At 63.6% G+C, this 15039-nt stretch carries 13 protein-coding genes and 1 pseudogene; 10 read left to right on the forward strand and 4 right to left on the reverse strand.

Going from position 1 to position 15039, the window contains the following annotated elements:
* The first annotated feature begins 8 nt into the window (after positions 1-8).
* The 9 genes from BPHY_RS30825 to BPHY_RS30865 are packed head-to-tail and all read left to right on the forward strand — an operon-like array spanning position 9 to position 11204.
* Positions 9-3803: a nitrate reductase subunit alpha gene (locus tag BPHY_RS30825; RefSeq protein ID WP_012405390.1), complete on the forward strand. Its 3795-nt coding sequence runs from the start codon at positions 9-11 to the stop codon at positions 3801-3803.
* Between the two features lie 27 nt (positions 3804-3830).
* Positions 3831-5354, forward strand: coding sequence for a nitrate reductase subunit beta (narH, locus tag BPHY_RS30830; protein WP_012405391.1), 1524 nt, complete (start codon positions 3831-3833; stop codon positions 5352-5354).
* A 3-nt stretch (positions 5355-5357) separates the two neighbouring features.
* Entirely contained in the window at positions 5358-6077 is a 720-nt protein-coding gene (narJ, locus tag BPHY_RS30835) for a nitrate reductase molybdenum cofactor assembly chaperone (RefSeq protein WP_012405392.1), read from the forward strand.
* Complete coding sequence (gene narI / locus BPHY_RS30840) at positions 6074-6802, forward strand: respiratory nitrate reductase subunit gamma (RefSeq protein WP_012405393.1); 729 nt, start codon at positions 6074-6076, stop codon at positions 6800-6802. The genes narJ and narI overlap by 4 nt, the downstream gene beginning before the upstream one ends.
* Positions 6803-6813: 11 nt before the next feature.
* Positions 6814-7593, forward strand: a complete 780-nt coding sequence (locus tag BPHY_RS30845) for a peptidylprolyl isomerase (protein ID WP_012405394.1) — start codon at positions 6814-6816, stop codon at positions 7591-7593.
* A 38-nt stretch (positions 7594-7631) separates the two neighbouring features.
* Positions 7632-8036, forward strand: a complete 405-nt coding sequence (locus BPHY_RS30850; RefSeq protein WP_157686869.1) for a SirB2 family protein — start codon at positions 7632-7634, stop codon at positions 8034-8036.
* Positions 8033-8587 (forward strand): hemerythrin domain-containing protein, encoded by a 555-nt coding sequence (locus BPHY_RS30855; RefSeq protein ID WP_012405396.1) that lies wholly within the window; start codon positions 8033-8035, stop codon positions 8585-8587. Before BPHY_RS30850 ends, BPHY_RS30855 begins: the two co-directional genes overlap by 4 nt.
* A 41-nt stretch (positions 8588-8628) precedes the next feature.
* Complete coding sequence (locus BPHY_RS30860; RefSeq protein ID WP_012405397.1) at positions 8629-10512, forward strand: type IV pili methyl-accepting chemotaxis transducer N-terminal domain-containing protein; 1884 nt, start codon at positions 8629-8631, stop codon at positions 10510-10512.
* The gene (locus BPHY_RS30865; protein WP_012405398.1) at positions 10509-11204 is read left to right on the forward strand and encodes a response regulator; all 696 of its coding nucleotides are present in this window, start codon (positions 10509-10511) and stop codon (positions 11202-11204) included. The genes BPHY_RS30860 and BPHY_RS30865 overlap by 4 nt, the downstream gene beginning before the upstream one ends.
* A gap of 27 nt (positions 11205-11231) precedes the next feature.
* Here the strand turns inward: BPHY_RS30865 and BPHY_RS30870 are convergent, their stop codons facing one another.
* The 3 genes from BPHY_RS30870 to BPHY_RS42090 form a co-directional block, all read right to left on the reverse strand.
* Positions 11232-12260, reverse strand: a complete 1029-nt coding sequence (locus BPHY_RS30870; protein WP_012405399.1) for an FAD-binding oxidoreductase — start codon at positions 12258-12260, stop codon at positions 11232-11234.
* Between the two features lie 71 nt (positions 12261-12331).
* A complete protein-coding gene (gene hcp / locus BPHY_RS30875) occupies positions 12332-13993 on the reverse strand; it encodes a hydroxylamine reductase (protein WP_012405400.1) in 1662 nt (553 codons plus the stop codon).
* Between the two features lie 262 nt (positions 13994-14255).
* The gene (locus tag BPHY_RS42090; protein ID WP_041765689.1) at positions 14256-14447 is read right to left on the reverse strand and encodes a hypothetical protein; all 192 of its coding nucleotides are present in this window, start codon (positions 14445-14447) and stop codon (positions 14256-14258) included.
* Between the two features lie 99 nt (positions 14448-14546).
* On the opposite strand from BPHY_RS42090, the pseudogene BPHY_RS40175 reads away from it, so the two are divergent.
* Positions 14547-14744, forward strand: a pseudogene (locus tag BPHY_RS40175) (H-NS family nucleoid-associated regulatory protein); the annotation flags it as partial.
* Positions 14745-14789: 45 nt separating this feature from the next.
* Here the strand turns inward: BPHY_RS40175 and BPHY_RS42095 are convergent.
* Positions 14790-14942, reverse strand: a complete 153-nt coding sequence (locus tag BPHY_RS42095; protein ID WP_157686870.1) for a hypothetical protein — start codon at positions 14940-14942, stop codon at positions 14790-14792.
* Positions 14943-15039 lie beyond the last annotated feature (97 nt).

Consider the following 15039-nt stretch of genomic DNA (forward strand, 5'->3'; position numbering starts at 1 on the left):
CTGAATTCATGAGCCATTTTCTCGACCGGCTGACGCATTTCGCACTACCCCGGGAAAAATTCGCCGACGGACACGGCGTCACGACCGGCGAAGACCGGACGTGGGAGGACGCTTACCGGAACCGCTGGGCGCACGACAAGATCGTGCGCAGCACACACGGCGTGAACTGCACCGGTTCCTGCTCGTGGAAGATCTATGTGAAAGGCGGCATCGTCACCTGGGAGACCCAGCAGACGGACTATCCGCGCACGCGTTGGGACATGCCCAATCACGAGCCACGCGGCTGCGCACGCGGCGCGTCCTACTCGTGGTACCTGTATAGCGCGAACCGCGTGAAGTACCCGATGGTGCGTGCCCGCCTGCTGCAACGCTGGCGCACCGCGCTGCAGGCGCATCCAGATCCGGTCAACGCCTGGGCGTCGATCGTCGAAGACGACGCGGCCCGCCGTGACTATCAGCAGGTGCGCGGCATGGGCGGCTTCGCGCGCACCAGTTGGGATGAAGTGAACCAGCTCATCGCTGCCGCGAACGTTTATACGATCAAGACGCACGGTCCGGACCGCGTGATCGGTTTCTCGCCGATTCCGGCCATGAGCATGGTCAGCTATGCGGCCGGCAGCCGCTATCTGAGCCTGATCGGCGGGGTCTGCATGAGCTTCTATGACTGGTACTGCGATCTGCCGCCCGCCAGCCCACAGGTGTGGGGCGAGCAGACCGACGTGCCTGAATCGGCTGACTGGTACAACTCGTCCTACCTGATCGCGTGGGGCAGCAACGTGCCGCAGACCCGCACGCCCGATGCGCATTTTTTCACCGAGGTGCGCTACAAGGGTGCCCGCACCGTTGCGATCACGCCGGACTATAGCGAAGTGGCGAAACTCTCCGACGAGTGGCTCCATCCGCGTCAGGGCACCGATGCCGCACTCGCGATGGCGATGGGCCACGTTGCGCTGACGGAGTTCTACTTCGAGCGCCGCAGCCCATACTTCGACGGCTACGCCCGCCGCTACACCGATCTGCCGATGCTCGTGATGCTCAAGCCACACGCGCTGCCCGACGGCCTTATGACGCTCGTGCCTGACCGCTATCTGCGGGCGAGCGACTTCAGCGGCAAACTGGGGCAGTCAAACAATCCCGAGTGGAAGACCGTTGCGTTTGATACCACCGGCCGTGCGGTGCTCCCGAACGGTTCGATCGGTTTTCGCTGGCAGACTGAAGGCAATGGCGACGCCGGCAGGTGGAATCTCGAGGACAAGGAAGCGCGCCACGGCGAGCAGGTGAGGCTCAAGCTGTCGCTGGTCGAGGACGCCGCGCAGCCATACGAGATCGTCGACGTCGCACTGCCCTACTTCGGCGGCGTGACGAGTGCGCACTTCGCGCCGAATGAACTCGGCGGCCAGATCAACCACGTCAGGGTACCCGCGCTCAGGCTGCGCCTGGGCAAGGAGGGCGATGCGCATGACGCGCTGGTCGCCACCGTGTTCGACCTGCAGGCAGCGCAATACGGGATCGACCGCGGTTTCGGCAGCGGCGCGGCGAATTACGAGGACAACGCGGCGTACACCCCGGCGTGGGCCGAAGTGATCACCGGCGTACCGCGCGCGCAGATCGCCAAGGTCGCCCGTGAATTTGCCGCGAACGCGGATCGTACGGAGGGCCGCTCGATGGTGATCATCGGCGCGGCGATGAATCACTGGTATCACGCCGACATGAACTATCGTGGCGTGATCAACCTGCTGATGCTGTGCGGCTGCATCGGCAAGAGCGGCGGCGGCTGGGCGCATTACGTCGGCCAGGAGAAGCTGCGGCCGCAGACCGGCTGGACCGCCCTCGCCTTCGCGCTCGACTGGGCGCGCCCGCCGCGGCAGATGAACAGCACGAGCTTCTTCTACGCGCACACTGACCAGTGGCGTTACGAAAAGCTCGCGGTCGACGAGATCGTGTCGCCGCTCGCGGATCGAAGCCTCTACGCAGGCAGCATGATCGACTACAACGTGCGCGCAGAGCACATGGGCTGGCTGCCGAGCGCGCCGCAACTCGCGGTGAACCCGCTGCGGCTGGCCAACGCGGCGGACGCGCGAGGCGTTTCGCCGCAGGACCACGTCGTGCAGGGTCTGCGCGACGGCTCCCTGCGCATGAGCTGCGAAGATCCCGATGCACCTGAAAACTGGCCGCGCAACATGTTCGTGTGGCGTTCGAACCTGCTTGGCTCCTCCGGTAAGGGGCATGAGTACTTCTGCAAGCACCTGCTGGGCACAAGCCACGGCGTGCAGGGCAAAGACCTGGGCGACGCCGGTGCGCGCCCTTCGGAAGTGAAATGGCACGACAACGCGCCGCAGGGCAAGCTCGACCTGCTGGTCACGCTCGATTTCCGGATGAGCACAACCTGCCTTTACTCCGACATCGTGCTGCCCACCGCAAGCTGGTACGAGAAAAATGACCTCAATACCAGCGACATGCATCCATTCGTTCATCCGCTGTCCGCAGCTGTCGATCCCGTCTGGCAAAGCCGGTCCGACTGGGACATCTACAAGGGTTTCGCGAAGGTGTTCAGCGAAGTATGCAAAGGCCACCTCGGCGTCGAACGCGACGTCGTGCTGACCCCACTCATGCATGACACGCCGGGCGAGCTCGCGCAGCCGTTGGGCGTCGCAGACTGGCGCAGCGGCGCGTGCGAGTTCGTGCCCGGCAAGACGGCGCCCCAGATCACCGTGGTGGAGCGCGACTACCCAAACCTGTATCGGCGCTTCACCGCGCTTGGGCCGCTGATGAACCAGATCGGCAATGGGGGCAAGGGTATCGCGTGGAAGACCGACACGGAGGTAGCCCAGCTCGGAGAACTCAACGGCGTCACGCAGGAAGACGGCGCGACGAAGGGCATGCCGCGTATCGTTTCCGACATCGACGCCTGCGAGGTCATTCTGCAGCTTGCGCCCGAGACCAACGGCCACGTCGCCGTGAAGGCGTGGGAAGCGCTATCGAAAGCAACCGGGCGCGATCACCGCCATCTTGCCGCCCATCGCGAAGACGAGAAGATCCGCTATCGCGATGTGCAGGCGCAGCCCCGCAAGATCATCAGCTCGCCTACGTGGAGCGGCATCGAAAGCGAGACCGTTAGCTACAACGCCGGCTACACAAACGTGCACGAACTGATTCCGTGGCGCACGCTCACCGGCCGCCAGCAGTTCTATCAGGACCACCCTTGGATGATCGCGTTCGGAGAAGCGTTGTCGAGCTACCGCCCACCCGTCGACCTGAAGACCACGGCTGACCTGCATGGCGCGCGGCCGAACGGTCATCCGGAACTGGTGCTTAACTTCATCACGCCGCACCAGAAATGGGGTATTCACAGCACCTACGGCGACAACCTGCTGATGCTGACACTGAACCGCGGCGGCCCAGTCGTGTGGCTGAGCGAAGAGGACGCGAAGCGCGGGGGTATCGAAGACAACGACTGGATCGAGCTCTTCAATGTGAATGGCGCCGTCGCCGCACGTGCCGTGGTAAGTCAGCGGGTCAAATCAGGCATGGTGATGATGTATCACGCGCAGGAAAAGACCATCAACACGCCAGGCTCGGAAATAACCGGAGTGCGCGGTGGCATCCACAACTCGGTGACGCGCATCGTACTCAAGCCGACCCATATGATCGGCGGCTATGCGCAGCTCAGCTACGGATTCAACTACTACGGCACGATCGGCACGAACCGCGACGAGTTCGTCCTCGTGCGCAAGATGCGCAACGTCGACTGGCTCGACGCGCCGCGCGACGCCGCGCCAGCTGCCGTGCAGGGGCGCCTTTGAGATGCCGTTAGACAGGAGCCACACATCATGAAAATACGCGCACAGATCGGCATGGTGCTGAATCTCGACAAGTGCATCGGGTGCCATACCTGCAGCGTGACCTGCAAGAACGTCTGGACCAACCGTGCTGGCGTCGAATACGCCTGGTTCAACAACGTTGAAACGAAACCGGGCATCGGCTATCCGAAGGAATGGGAAAACCAGGACCGCTGGAACGGCGGCTGGACGCGGCGCGACGACGGCTCGATCATGCCGCGTCAGGGCGCGAAGTGGCAGTTGCTCATGCGGATTTTCGCGAACCCGAACCTGCCCGAGATCGACGACTACTACGAGCCCTTCACGTTCGACTACGAGCACCTCCATCAGGCACCTGAAATGAAGGCCGCACCCACTGCACGGCCACGCAGTCTGATCACCGGAAGGCGTATGGAGAAGATCATCTGGGGCCCGAACTGGGAAGAGATTCTGGGCGGTGAGTTCGAGAAGCGCAGCAAGGATCGCAACTTCGATGACATCCAGAAGGAGATCTACGGCCAGTTCGAAAACACCTTCATGATGTATCTGCCGCGGCTGTGCGAGCACTGTCTGAACCCCGCTTGCGTTGCCTCCTGCCCGTCCGGCTCGATTTACAAGCGCGACGAAGACGGCATCGTGCTGATCGATCAGGACAAGTGCCGCGGCTGGCGGATGTGCGTAAGCGGCTGTCCGTACAAAAAGATTTACTACAACTGGAAAAGCGGCAAGGCCGAGAAGTGCATCTTCTGCTATCCGCGTATCGAGGCCGGGCAGCCCACGGTCTGTTCGGAGACGTGCGTTGGTCGCATCCGTTATCTCGGCGTGCTGCTGTACGACGCAGACCGGATCGAGCAAGCCGCGAGCGTCGAGCATGACAAGGATCTCTACGAAGCGCAGCTCGGCATATTCCTCGATCCGCACGATCCGGAAGTGATCGCGCAGGCCCGCCGCGACGGTATTCCGGAAGGCTGGCTCGAGGCGGCGCGCGCGAGCCCGGTGTACCGGATGGCCATCGAGTGGAAAGTTGCGCTGCCGCTGCATCCTGAATACCGCACACTGCCAATGGTGTGGTATGTGCCGCCACTCTCTCCGATCACGGCCGCTGCGAATGCAGGGCACATTGAGGCACATGGCGAGATTCCGGACGTTCATCAGTTGCGGATCCCCGTGAAGTACCTGGCGAACCTGCTGACTGCGGGCGATACGGGACCGGTGGTGCGCGCGCTGGAACGAATGCTCGCGATGCGCGCGTGGCAGCGCGGCAAGCACGTCGACGGCATTGAGAACCACGCCGCACTGGCGCAGGTGAATCTGAGCGTCGCCGATGTCGAAGCGATGTACCGCGTGATGGCGATCGCAAACTACGAGGACCGCTTCGTGATTCCGACCACGCACCGTGAGTACGCCGAAAACGCGTTCGACGTGCGCGGCGGCTGCGGCTTCTCGTTCGGTAACGGCTGCTCAGACGGCGCCACGGAGGCGAGCCTCTTCGGCGGTGGGAAAAAGCGGACTATCCCGATCAAGGTGGAGATCTGAACCATGACGAACCCTTCCCCTCGCGCCGACGCGCTCACGCTCACATTGCGCGCTCTCGCTCATCTGGCGGGCTATCCCGACGAAGCGCTGCGCGAGCGCCTGCTGGCGTTGCGCGATGCGCTGCACGCGCGCCCGGTGCTCGACGCCTCACGCCTCGAAACGCTCGATGACCTGATCTTCGAGCTTGCGGGCGCAACAGGCCTCGATGCCGAAGCGGCCTATGTCGAACTGTTCGACCGTGGGCGCGGCACTGCGCTGCTCCTGTTCGAGCACGTACATGGCGATTCGCGTGACCGCGGACCGGCGATGATCGATCTGATCCAGACCTACGAAGCTGCTGGCTTGCAGCTCGCCTCGGACGAACTGCCGGACCACCTGAGCGTACTGCTCGAATACGCGTCGACGCAGCCGGCAGAAGCTGCCATCGCGTTGCTAGGCGAGATCGCACATATCCTGCGCGCCCTGTACAGCGCTCTCACCGCCCGTCACAGCGCGTATGCGGCGATTCCAGCCGCGTTGATCGAACTGGCCGGCGAATCGTTGCACGCGGTGCCAGTACCGCATGAACCGGAACTGGACGACGCGTGGCACGACCCTGCAGCATTCGGCGGATGCACGCCGGACGGCCAGCAACGCAACAGCAACTCACCCCAACCGATCCGCATTATGAGAGGTGCCGCCGCGCCTTCCAGCCAGCCCGTTACGAACGGAGAATCCGTATGAACCTGGCTCTGCATACGTTTCTGTTCAGCGTCTATCCCTATCTGTGTCTGGCAGTGTTCCTGATCGGCAGCCTCGTACGCTTCGATCGCGACCAGTACACGTGGAAAAGCGACTCATCCCAGCTGCTCCGGGCCTCGCAATTGCGCTGGGGTAGCAACCTGTTCCACATCGGCATTCTGTTCCTGCTGCTCGGCCATAGCGTCGGCCTGTTGACGCCGCACTTCGCTTACGCGCCGTTCATCAGCGCGCAGCACAAGCAGATGCTTGCAATCGTGTCGGGTGGCGTCGCCGGATCGATCTGCTTTGTCGGCCTCACGCTGTTGTTGCACCGGCGCATCACCGATCCCCGAATTCGCGCTACGAGCCGACGCAGCGACATGGCGGTGCTTATCATTCTGTGGCTGCAACTGTGTCTCGGCCTGGCGTCGTTGCCGTGGTCGTTCGCGGACCGCGGCGATGCGGCAACCATGCTGACCCTCGCAGACTGGGCTCAACACCTGCTGACGATGCGGCCCGAACCGAGCGCCCTGCTTGCGGTTCCAGTCGTCTTCAAATTGCATCTTGTGCTAGGCATGACGCTGTTCGTGCTGTTCCCGTTCACGCGACTCGTGCATATCTGGAGCGGTTTCGCTTCGCTCGCATATATGTGGCGGCCGTACCAGCTCGTGCGTTCCCGCAGGCTGCACGGTCCGCGTCGTGCCGCTCGCGCGCGCCGCGAGATCTGAAGGCGGTCGCCATGTACTACGAAGCCCAGCCCGTCGCGACAGTCAACGCAGTGCCGCTGCATGCGCCGGGCGAAGCGCTGCCGGTTAAAACGCTGCGCCAACGCGCCTGCACCGAACTGCTGCGCCAGGCCGCAATCCGGGAAGGACTGCTCAACGTGCACGATGTGCTCGCGTCCGACGGCACGCCGGGCACGGCGACTGTCGACGCGATCGAAAGGCTGCTCGAGCACGCGCTGCGTGTGCCCGAACCCGACGAGCACGCCTGCCGGCGTTACTACGCCGCCAATCCAGGCCGCCACGCGCCCGGTGAACGGGTCCACGCGAGACACATCCTGTTCGCGGTGACGCCCGGCGTAGATATCGAGGCGCTGCGACGGCTCGCCGAAGCATCGCTCGTCGATCTGAGATGCGACGCAGTCGAGCATGGCGAGCGCTTCGCTCGCGCGGCGAAGGAGCTGTCGAATTGCCCGACGGGCGACGCAGGCGGCGAGCTGGGCTGGTTCACGGCGGCCGAATGTGTGCCGGAGCTGGCACGCGAGTTGTTCGGCCTGCCGTATGTCGGCGTGCTGCCGCGATTGGTGGCAACGCGGTTTGGTTTTCACATTGTTGACGTGCTCGCACGTGAGCGGGCGAATACGCCGCCGTTCGAGACTGTACGCGCGGCGATCGCGCAGACGCTGCGCCAGCACGCTTTTGCAAACGCATTGCGCCAGTATGTTAGCCTTCTCGCCGCTCAGGCAGAGCTCTGCGGTGTCGAGCTCGACGGCACCGCCACGCCACTCGTGCAGTGATGTCAGTCTGATTGCCATCCAGAATCTGGAAGCCGTCCTTGTTCACGCCCGAGGCATACCCGATGCTGAAGTTCGCTCACGTCACACTCGTGACCGCCAGCGGAATGCTGTTCGCCGCACGCAGTATCGCCTCCCTGAACGATTACGCGTGGCCGATGCGCGACGCGTGGCGCAGGCTCAGCTATGTCATTGACACCCTGCTGCTCGCCGCTGGCGCATCGTTGTGGCTGCTACTGCGCCTGAACCCCATTCGCGACGCGTGGCTGGGCACGAAGCTCCTGCTGGTCGTCGCCTACGTGATCGCGGGAACGCTCGCGATGAAACGTGGCCGCCCCTGGGGCACGCGCGTGGCAAGCCTCGGCTGCGCACTGCTGCTGTTTGCCTTGATCGCCTCGGTGGCAGCGACGCATAACCCGTCCGGCTGGTTCGGAGTAAGGCAATGACGTCACGTCTGACACTGCATACTTCGCCCTGTGCGGGTTTCGACGAACCGTTCGAGATGCTCGCCGCATGCCACGAACGCATCGCACGAACGCTGCGCCTCCTCGAAAGTCTCGCGGAACACCTCGCGACCGCAGGTTGCGACGACGCGGCGCGTGAGGCCGCGTGCGACGTGATCCGGTATTTCGACCTGGCCAGCCCCGCGCATCACGAAGATGAAGAACGTCACCTCTTTCCCGCACTCGCGGCCGCCGGCCAGCCAGACCTTCGCACACTCGTCGACCGGCTGCGGGCCGAGCACCGAGAGATGACACGACAGTGGGACGCGGTCCGTATTGACCTGGATCAAGTGAAACGGGGCGAATGGCTGATAAAAACGTGGGCTGAGACATCGGCGCGCTGGGCCGCGTTCGCGAACCTTTATCGTACCCACCTTGCCGCCGAAGACAGGCATGCGTATCCCGCCGCGACGGCGCTGCTCGGTGACGCTGCACGCGGCGCAATGGGGCGCGACATGGCGAGCCGACGCGGTGTCAGGTGGCCGCACCAGTAGACTGCGCTCAGCACGAAGGGTCTGGGCGCCAACGAGAGACCATGCGCAGATTCCAGACACTCTCCGCAAGACTTGGCTTGATCGGTGGCTCGCTCCTGCTGGTGGCGATCGCGTCGATCGGCTTCACTTTGTGGATCAGTTGGCAGCTTGAGGGCGGCGCAGCGGCTGTGAACGAGGCCGGCCGTATGCGCATGCAGACGTGGCGGCTTGCTCAGACGCTCGCGCGCGGCGACGCCGGGGCAGTGCGAGACCAGATTTTGCAGTTCGACAGCGGAATGGCGTTATTGCGCGATGGCGATCCGGCGCGACCGCTGTTCGTGCCGCGTAACGCGCGTTGCGTCACCGCGCTGGCGGATGTGGCACGCACCTGGACCGAGGTGCGCGCCGCATGGTCTGCTACGCCCGGCCTTGGCGCCATGCAGGCGGCGCGCCAGGCCGAGGCGTTTGTCGCCCACATCGACGCGCTCGTCACCGCCATTGAACAGCGACTTGCGTCGCTCACCACAGTACTCAACGCGCTGCAGGTCTTCATGATGGGACTGACCATCGCCAGTGCGGTCACGATGCTGTATTCCGCGTACCTCTTCATCTTCAATCCACTGGACCGGTTGAAAGCTGGCCTTGCCCGAGTGCGCCACGGAGATCTGGCTGCCCGTGTGCAGGTGAATTCCGGCGATGAATTCGGCGCACTGTCCCGAGGCTTCAACCAGATGGCCGAAACGCTCGAGGAGCTCTACCAGCACCTTGAGATGAAGGTCGAAGAGAAGACCTCCAGCCTCGCCGCGCAGAACGCACGCCTTGCGTCGCTGTATCAGGCAAGCGAGTTTGCCGCGCGTGCCGACACACTCGACGACCTGGCGCAGGGCTTCGCCACCCGCCTTAAACGGGTTGCGCACGCCGACGCGGTTGCGATCCGCTGGTGCGACGAAGACAATCGCCGCTACGTACTGCTCGCTTCCCACGGGCTCTCTTCTGAGGTCGCCGATCATGAGGCCTGCATCCAGACCGGTGACTGTGCGTGCGGGCAGCCACGCGACGACGCACACACGCGTGTCGTATTCATGCAGCGACGCGGCGGCGCTGCATTGCAAGGCCATTGCGAGCGCGCCGGATACCGGTCGCTCGTTAGCGTGCCCGTGCGGCTGCAGACCCGCATCGTTGGCGAAATTGATCTGTTCTACGCGAAGGAGGCAACGCTGGCGGACGACGATCGCACACTGCTCGACGCGCTCGCTGACCATCTCGCCACCGCGATCGAGGGGCTGCGCGTCAGCGCGCTGCTGCGCGAAGCCGCGGTGGCGGAGGAACGCGGCTTCATCGCGCGGGAATTGCACGATTCGATCGCGCAGAGTCTTGCGTTCATGAAGATCCAGAGCGTGCTGCTACGTGACGCGCTCGCGCAAAAAGACACAGCAAAAACGGAGCGCGCCGTCGGCGAACTGGAGATGGGCATCGAAGAGAGCCTGTCCGACGTGCGCGAATTGTTGATGCACTTTCGCACCCGCACCAACACCGAAACCATCCTGCCCGCCCTGCAGACGACGTTGCAGAAGTTCGAACACCAGACGGGGATGGCCACCCGCCTTTCTGTCGAGGGCGATGGCCTGCCGCTACCACCCGACGTCCAGGTGCAGGTGCTGCACGTGGTGCAGGAAGCACTCTCCAACGTGCGCAAGCATGCGCATGCCCGCGCGGTGTCGGTGGAAGTGCGGCAGAGCTCGCCGTGGCAGGTCGTGGTTCGGGACGATGGCTGCGGCTTCGGTTTAGCCGGCCAGGCAACCGGCCACAGCGAAACGCACGTTGGACTGCGCATCATGCGCGAACGGGCCGCTCGAATCGGCGCGGCCGTCGAGATCGAAACCGCCATCGGCGATGGCACCCGCGTCGTTCTGACGCTCGCGGACAGGAAGAGGCTTGCAGCATGAACGATACGACGCTGATTCGCATCCTGGTGGTAGACGACCATACGCTCTTCCGGCGCGGCATCATCGCGCTGCTGTCCACCGACGAACGCTTCGTTGTGGTCGGCGAGGCCGGCGACGCGGGCGAAGCCTGTAGGCGCGCGAACGAGACGCAGCCCGACGTGATCCTGCTCGATAACCACCTGCCGGGCGTGCGCGGCATCGATGTGCTGCCGGGACTCGCTGAACTGGCGCCGCAGGCGCGCGTACTGATGCTGACGGTCAGTGAAGACGAACAGGATCTCGCCGCAGCGCTCCGGGGCGGCGCTCGCGGCTATCTGCTGAAGACTGTCGACAGCAGCGCGATGGCCGACGCTATCGTGCGGATTATGGCAGGCGAATCGACAATCAGCCCCGAAATGACGGGGAAACTGGTGAGCGCGTTTCAGGCGCTGCAGCCCGGCGAGGTGCCGCCTGCTGCGTCACCCTCGGTGCTCGCGCCGGCGGTGCCCGATCCGATCGAGTCGCTGTCCGCGCGCCAGGAGGAAATCCTTGCGCATATTGCACGGGGCGAAACGAACAAGGAGATCGCGCGGGCGCTAAACATTGCGGAAACGACTGTGAAGATCCACGTCCAGCAGGTGTTGAAGAAGCTGAAGCTGGCATCGCGAGTTCAGGCGGCCACCTACGCCGTAATGCGGATGCGGCACGCCTGAAGTCCAACCGTAATATCCATGCGTCCGTTATGACGACGCGGAAAAGCGCTCCGCATGCACCTGCTCGCTAGCCAGTTCTCGCGCGCAGGCCACCGCCTCACAGGCTTGAATAAGTTTCGACGGGCCACATACGTAGATGTCTGGCTGCACACCTGCCTGTGCGAGCGCGTTTTCCAGAGCTTGCGCGGGCGTACCTGTGAAGCCGTCCCAGGCTCCCGTCGGCCTCCATGCGCACCAGGTGATCTCCAGCTGTGGCAATTCAGCGCGCAACGCTTCGATTTCGGTCGTCGCGACGAAATCGGTTTCATCGTTGGCGCCGACGAAAAGCCGAACATCGGATGTCTCGCCATACTCAGCCATCCGCCGCAGCATCGACAGGATCGGCGCGAGGCCCGTGCCCCCGGCCACGAACCAGCGCTCCCGCAAACTCGCGGGATCGACACCGAAGCCGCCCTGCGGCCCTCGTACGTCAAGCGGGTCGCCAACGCGCGCGCTTTGCGCGAGCCAGTTTGAGAACAAGCCATTGCTCTGCAGCCGGATCAGGAATTCGAGGTCCCCGTCCCAGTTGCTCGTGTTCGCAATCGAGAACGCGCGCCACGCCTGTGTGCCGGGTACGCACAACTCCATGAACTGTCCCGGTTCGAATTCGGCGGCACAGCCGTGCACCGGGTCGTCCTGGAGCTTCAGCGACAGGCGCATCGTGCTTTGATTAAGCCTTTCGATACGTTCGACGCATGCCTGGCGCTGCGGAATCGGCTCGAACAGGACCTTGGACAGGTCGTACGGCACCGCGAGTTCAAGATCGCTGCATGGGGTCGTTCGGCACATTAAGGTCGGCCGCTGCTGGACGCGCGACAGCACGTCGGGGTTGTGCGTGCCCAGCACGAATTCCCCCGCCACAACATTGGCCTGACAGGCACCGCAACTACCCTGACGACACTGCGCCGGAAGCATGATGCTGCTCGCGGCAGCCGCGTCAATCAGCACTTCGTCTGGGCCACAGGCGAATTCAACGAGGCCGTTGTCTCGCGTGATGATCGTGACGTGGTGTTTCATAATCGAGATCCTGCCGCCGGCGCGCGGCGTCTGCACGGCGCGTCGGCGTTGTATGGGTTAGTCGGGGACCGTTAGGCGGCATCGCGTGCGAGGCAGCTCGCGATATCGGCTTGCGCATCGCCGATCGGACGGATGCCGAACCTGGCGTTGAGCGTGGCAACGACATTCGATGTCAGAAAGGCCGGCAGCGTCGGTCCGAGGCGAATATTTCGGATGCCGAGCGCGAGCAGGGTTAGCAGCACCGCCGCGGCCTTCTGCTCGAACCATGACACGACCAGCGAAAGCGGCAGTTCGTTGACGCTGCAGTCGAACGCATCCGCGAGTGCCGTCGCGATGCGGATCGCAGAGTAGGCGTCGTTGCACTGCCCCACGTCGAGCAGGCGCGGGACGCCGCCGATGTCGCCGAACGCGTGACGGTTGAAGCGGTACTTGTTGCAGCCAAGCGTCATCACGACAGTGTCATCCGGCACGCCAGTCGCGAAGTCGCTGTAGTAGTTGCGCCCCGGCGCCGCGCCGTCGCACCCGCCGACGAGAAAGAAATGGCGGATTGCGCCCGCCTTGACTGCCTCCACCACCTGCGGCGCGACGCCCAGCACAGCATGACGGCCGAAGCCTACGGTGATGCTCTCCTCCGGCTCTGTTTCGAGAAAGCCCGGCAGCGCCTTCGCCGCCGCGATCAGCCCGGAGAAATCGTGGTCGGTGATGTGGCGAACGCCCGGCCAGCCTACAGGTCCCGTCGTAAAGATGCGCTGCCGGTATTGCGGACGTGGCTCTATGATGCAGTTGGACGTCATCAGGATAGGGCCAGGAAAAGCTGCGAAGTCCGACTGCTGATCCTGCCATGCGCCGCCGTAGTTGCCCACGAGATGCTCGTATGCGTTGAGGACCGGATATGCATGCGCCGGCAACATCTCGCCGTGTGTGTATACATTTATGCCCGTACCCGCTGTCTGCTCCAGTAGCTCATGCAGATCACCAAGATCGTGGCCCGACACGAGAATTGCCTTGCCTTTCACTGGGCTCACGCGGGCCCGCCCCGGCCGCTGTGCGCCGAACGTGCCGGTATTGGCGTCGTCGAGCATCTCCATCACCTTCAGATTGAGATTGCCGATTTCCATCGCCTTCGCGAGCAGCAAATCGACGGACGTCGGATGTGTGTCGAGGAACGCGAGCAGTTCCTCGATGCCGCGATACACGTCGGAACGTTCCTTGCCCAGCGCGCACGCGTGCTGGGCATACGCGCAGACGCCCTTCAGCCCATACAAGAGCAACGCGCGCAATCCGACCACGTCCTCCCCAACGTCGTCGGCGTCCGCCAGAATGCCCACTGTACGGGACTGCGTCAGCAGACCGTTGAGATCCGGCGCCGGCTGCCAGGTGGCGGCGCTCTCGGGCTCGCCGGTGTAGGTTGGCGCCCCTGCGTTCGCACACGCGATGCGTAATCCGTCGCGCAGATTGGCTGCGCCGTTCAGCATCGTCACGAACCGCTTCGCGTCGAAATTTACGTTAGTCAGCGTGGTGAACATCCCGTAGACAATGAAGCGGTCGGCTTCGATCGTGTCGAGCCCATATCCGCGGGCTCTCACGCACCATGTGGCAAGACCTTCGAGTGCAAACACCAGCAGATCTTGCAGATCGGCGGTCGTCGCGTCCTTGCCGCAGTTACCTTTCGCGCTGGCGCATCCGGGCGTCGCGCCGGTCCGGTCGGTCTGTTCGCACTGGAAACAAAACATTCTGTCTTCTCCGAAAACTTGGTGATGGAAGTGGCGTCGCGGCGACGATATGGATCGTCTGCGCATGCCGCAAAGCATCTGAGGTGGCCGCAGCCATTCGGCCGCTGCGGTTGAGAAGGATCGCGAAATGGTGCGCATGGACGTTTGACCTGTGTCAACGTCGCCCCCTGGATCCACGCCACTACTACCATTGCATCGTAAAAAGTAGTTCGGTCGAACTATGGATGCCCCGTCAACCTACCGGCGTGGCATGCAGACACGCCTATCGTGCGCCGCCTTCCCAGTTGCGCAGAAAATGGGCGTAGGTGTCGGCCCGCTCGATGCCAGACAAGATCAATATGAGGTGCGTGGCTGGCAGGGCCAGGATATCCACACCGCACTGGCGTTGCTGGCGCGCGCGGTGCTTGCTGCCCTCAGGGCACGGGCCAAAAAACAGCTGCAGGTTCGCTGCCATTCGGCGCTCAGGAGATGTGCCGGGTACGGTGCCGACTGATCTGGTGCACGCTCCACTCCATCTGCTAAAAGGACGCAAGCCGTAAGACCGGGGAATTTCATGGATGAGAGAAAGCGCGATAGCATGGTCGCCAATCTACGCCGCCGAATGGCCGAAGTCGGCATTGAGCTTAATGACCTTGCAGCCGCGATTGCCGAAGACGAGATAAAGGAAGCGGCCAGATACCGAAGTGCAACGGGAGATACCTGGTCAGGCGACGGGGAAATGCCCCAATGGCTCAAGCAGGCCATCAGCGCATGCGCTACTCGTTCGTGCGCTCGCACGCTCCGGCGTTTTCGTTCGCTACGCGCTTAGCAACCGCTCGCGCTTCGTCTGCGCGGCGGCCATGTTGCGCTCCTTCACGTGACCGAATCCGCGCATCTCTTCCGAGCCATCGTTGGTGAAACCCGCAGGCGCCGCCACCGCGCGCAGCGCAGCGAGACGGATAGCGTGCACGATCCGCGACGAAGGCCATGGCATTCGGAAGGGCAGCGGGCGGACCTCTTCAAGCGCTTAAGGCGATTTTACGAAACCGAGCCACCGGAAGTGGGCG

This window comes from Paraburkholderia phymatum STM815, from assembly GCF_000020045.1.
Classification (GTDB): Bacteria; Pseudomonadota; Gammaproteobacteria; order Burkholderiales; family Burkholderiaceae; genus Paraburkholderia; species Paraburkholderia phymatum.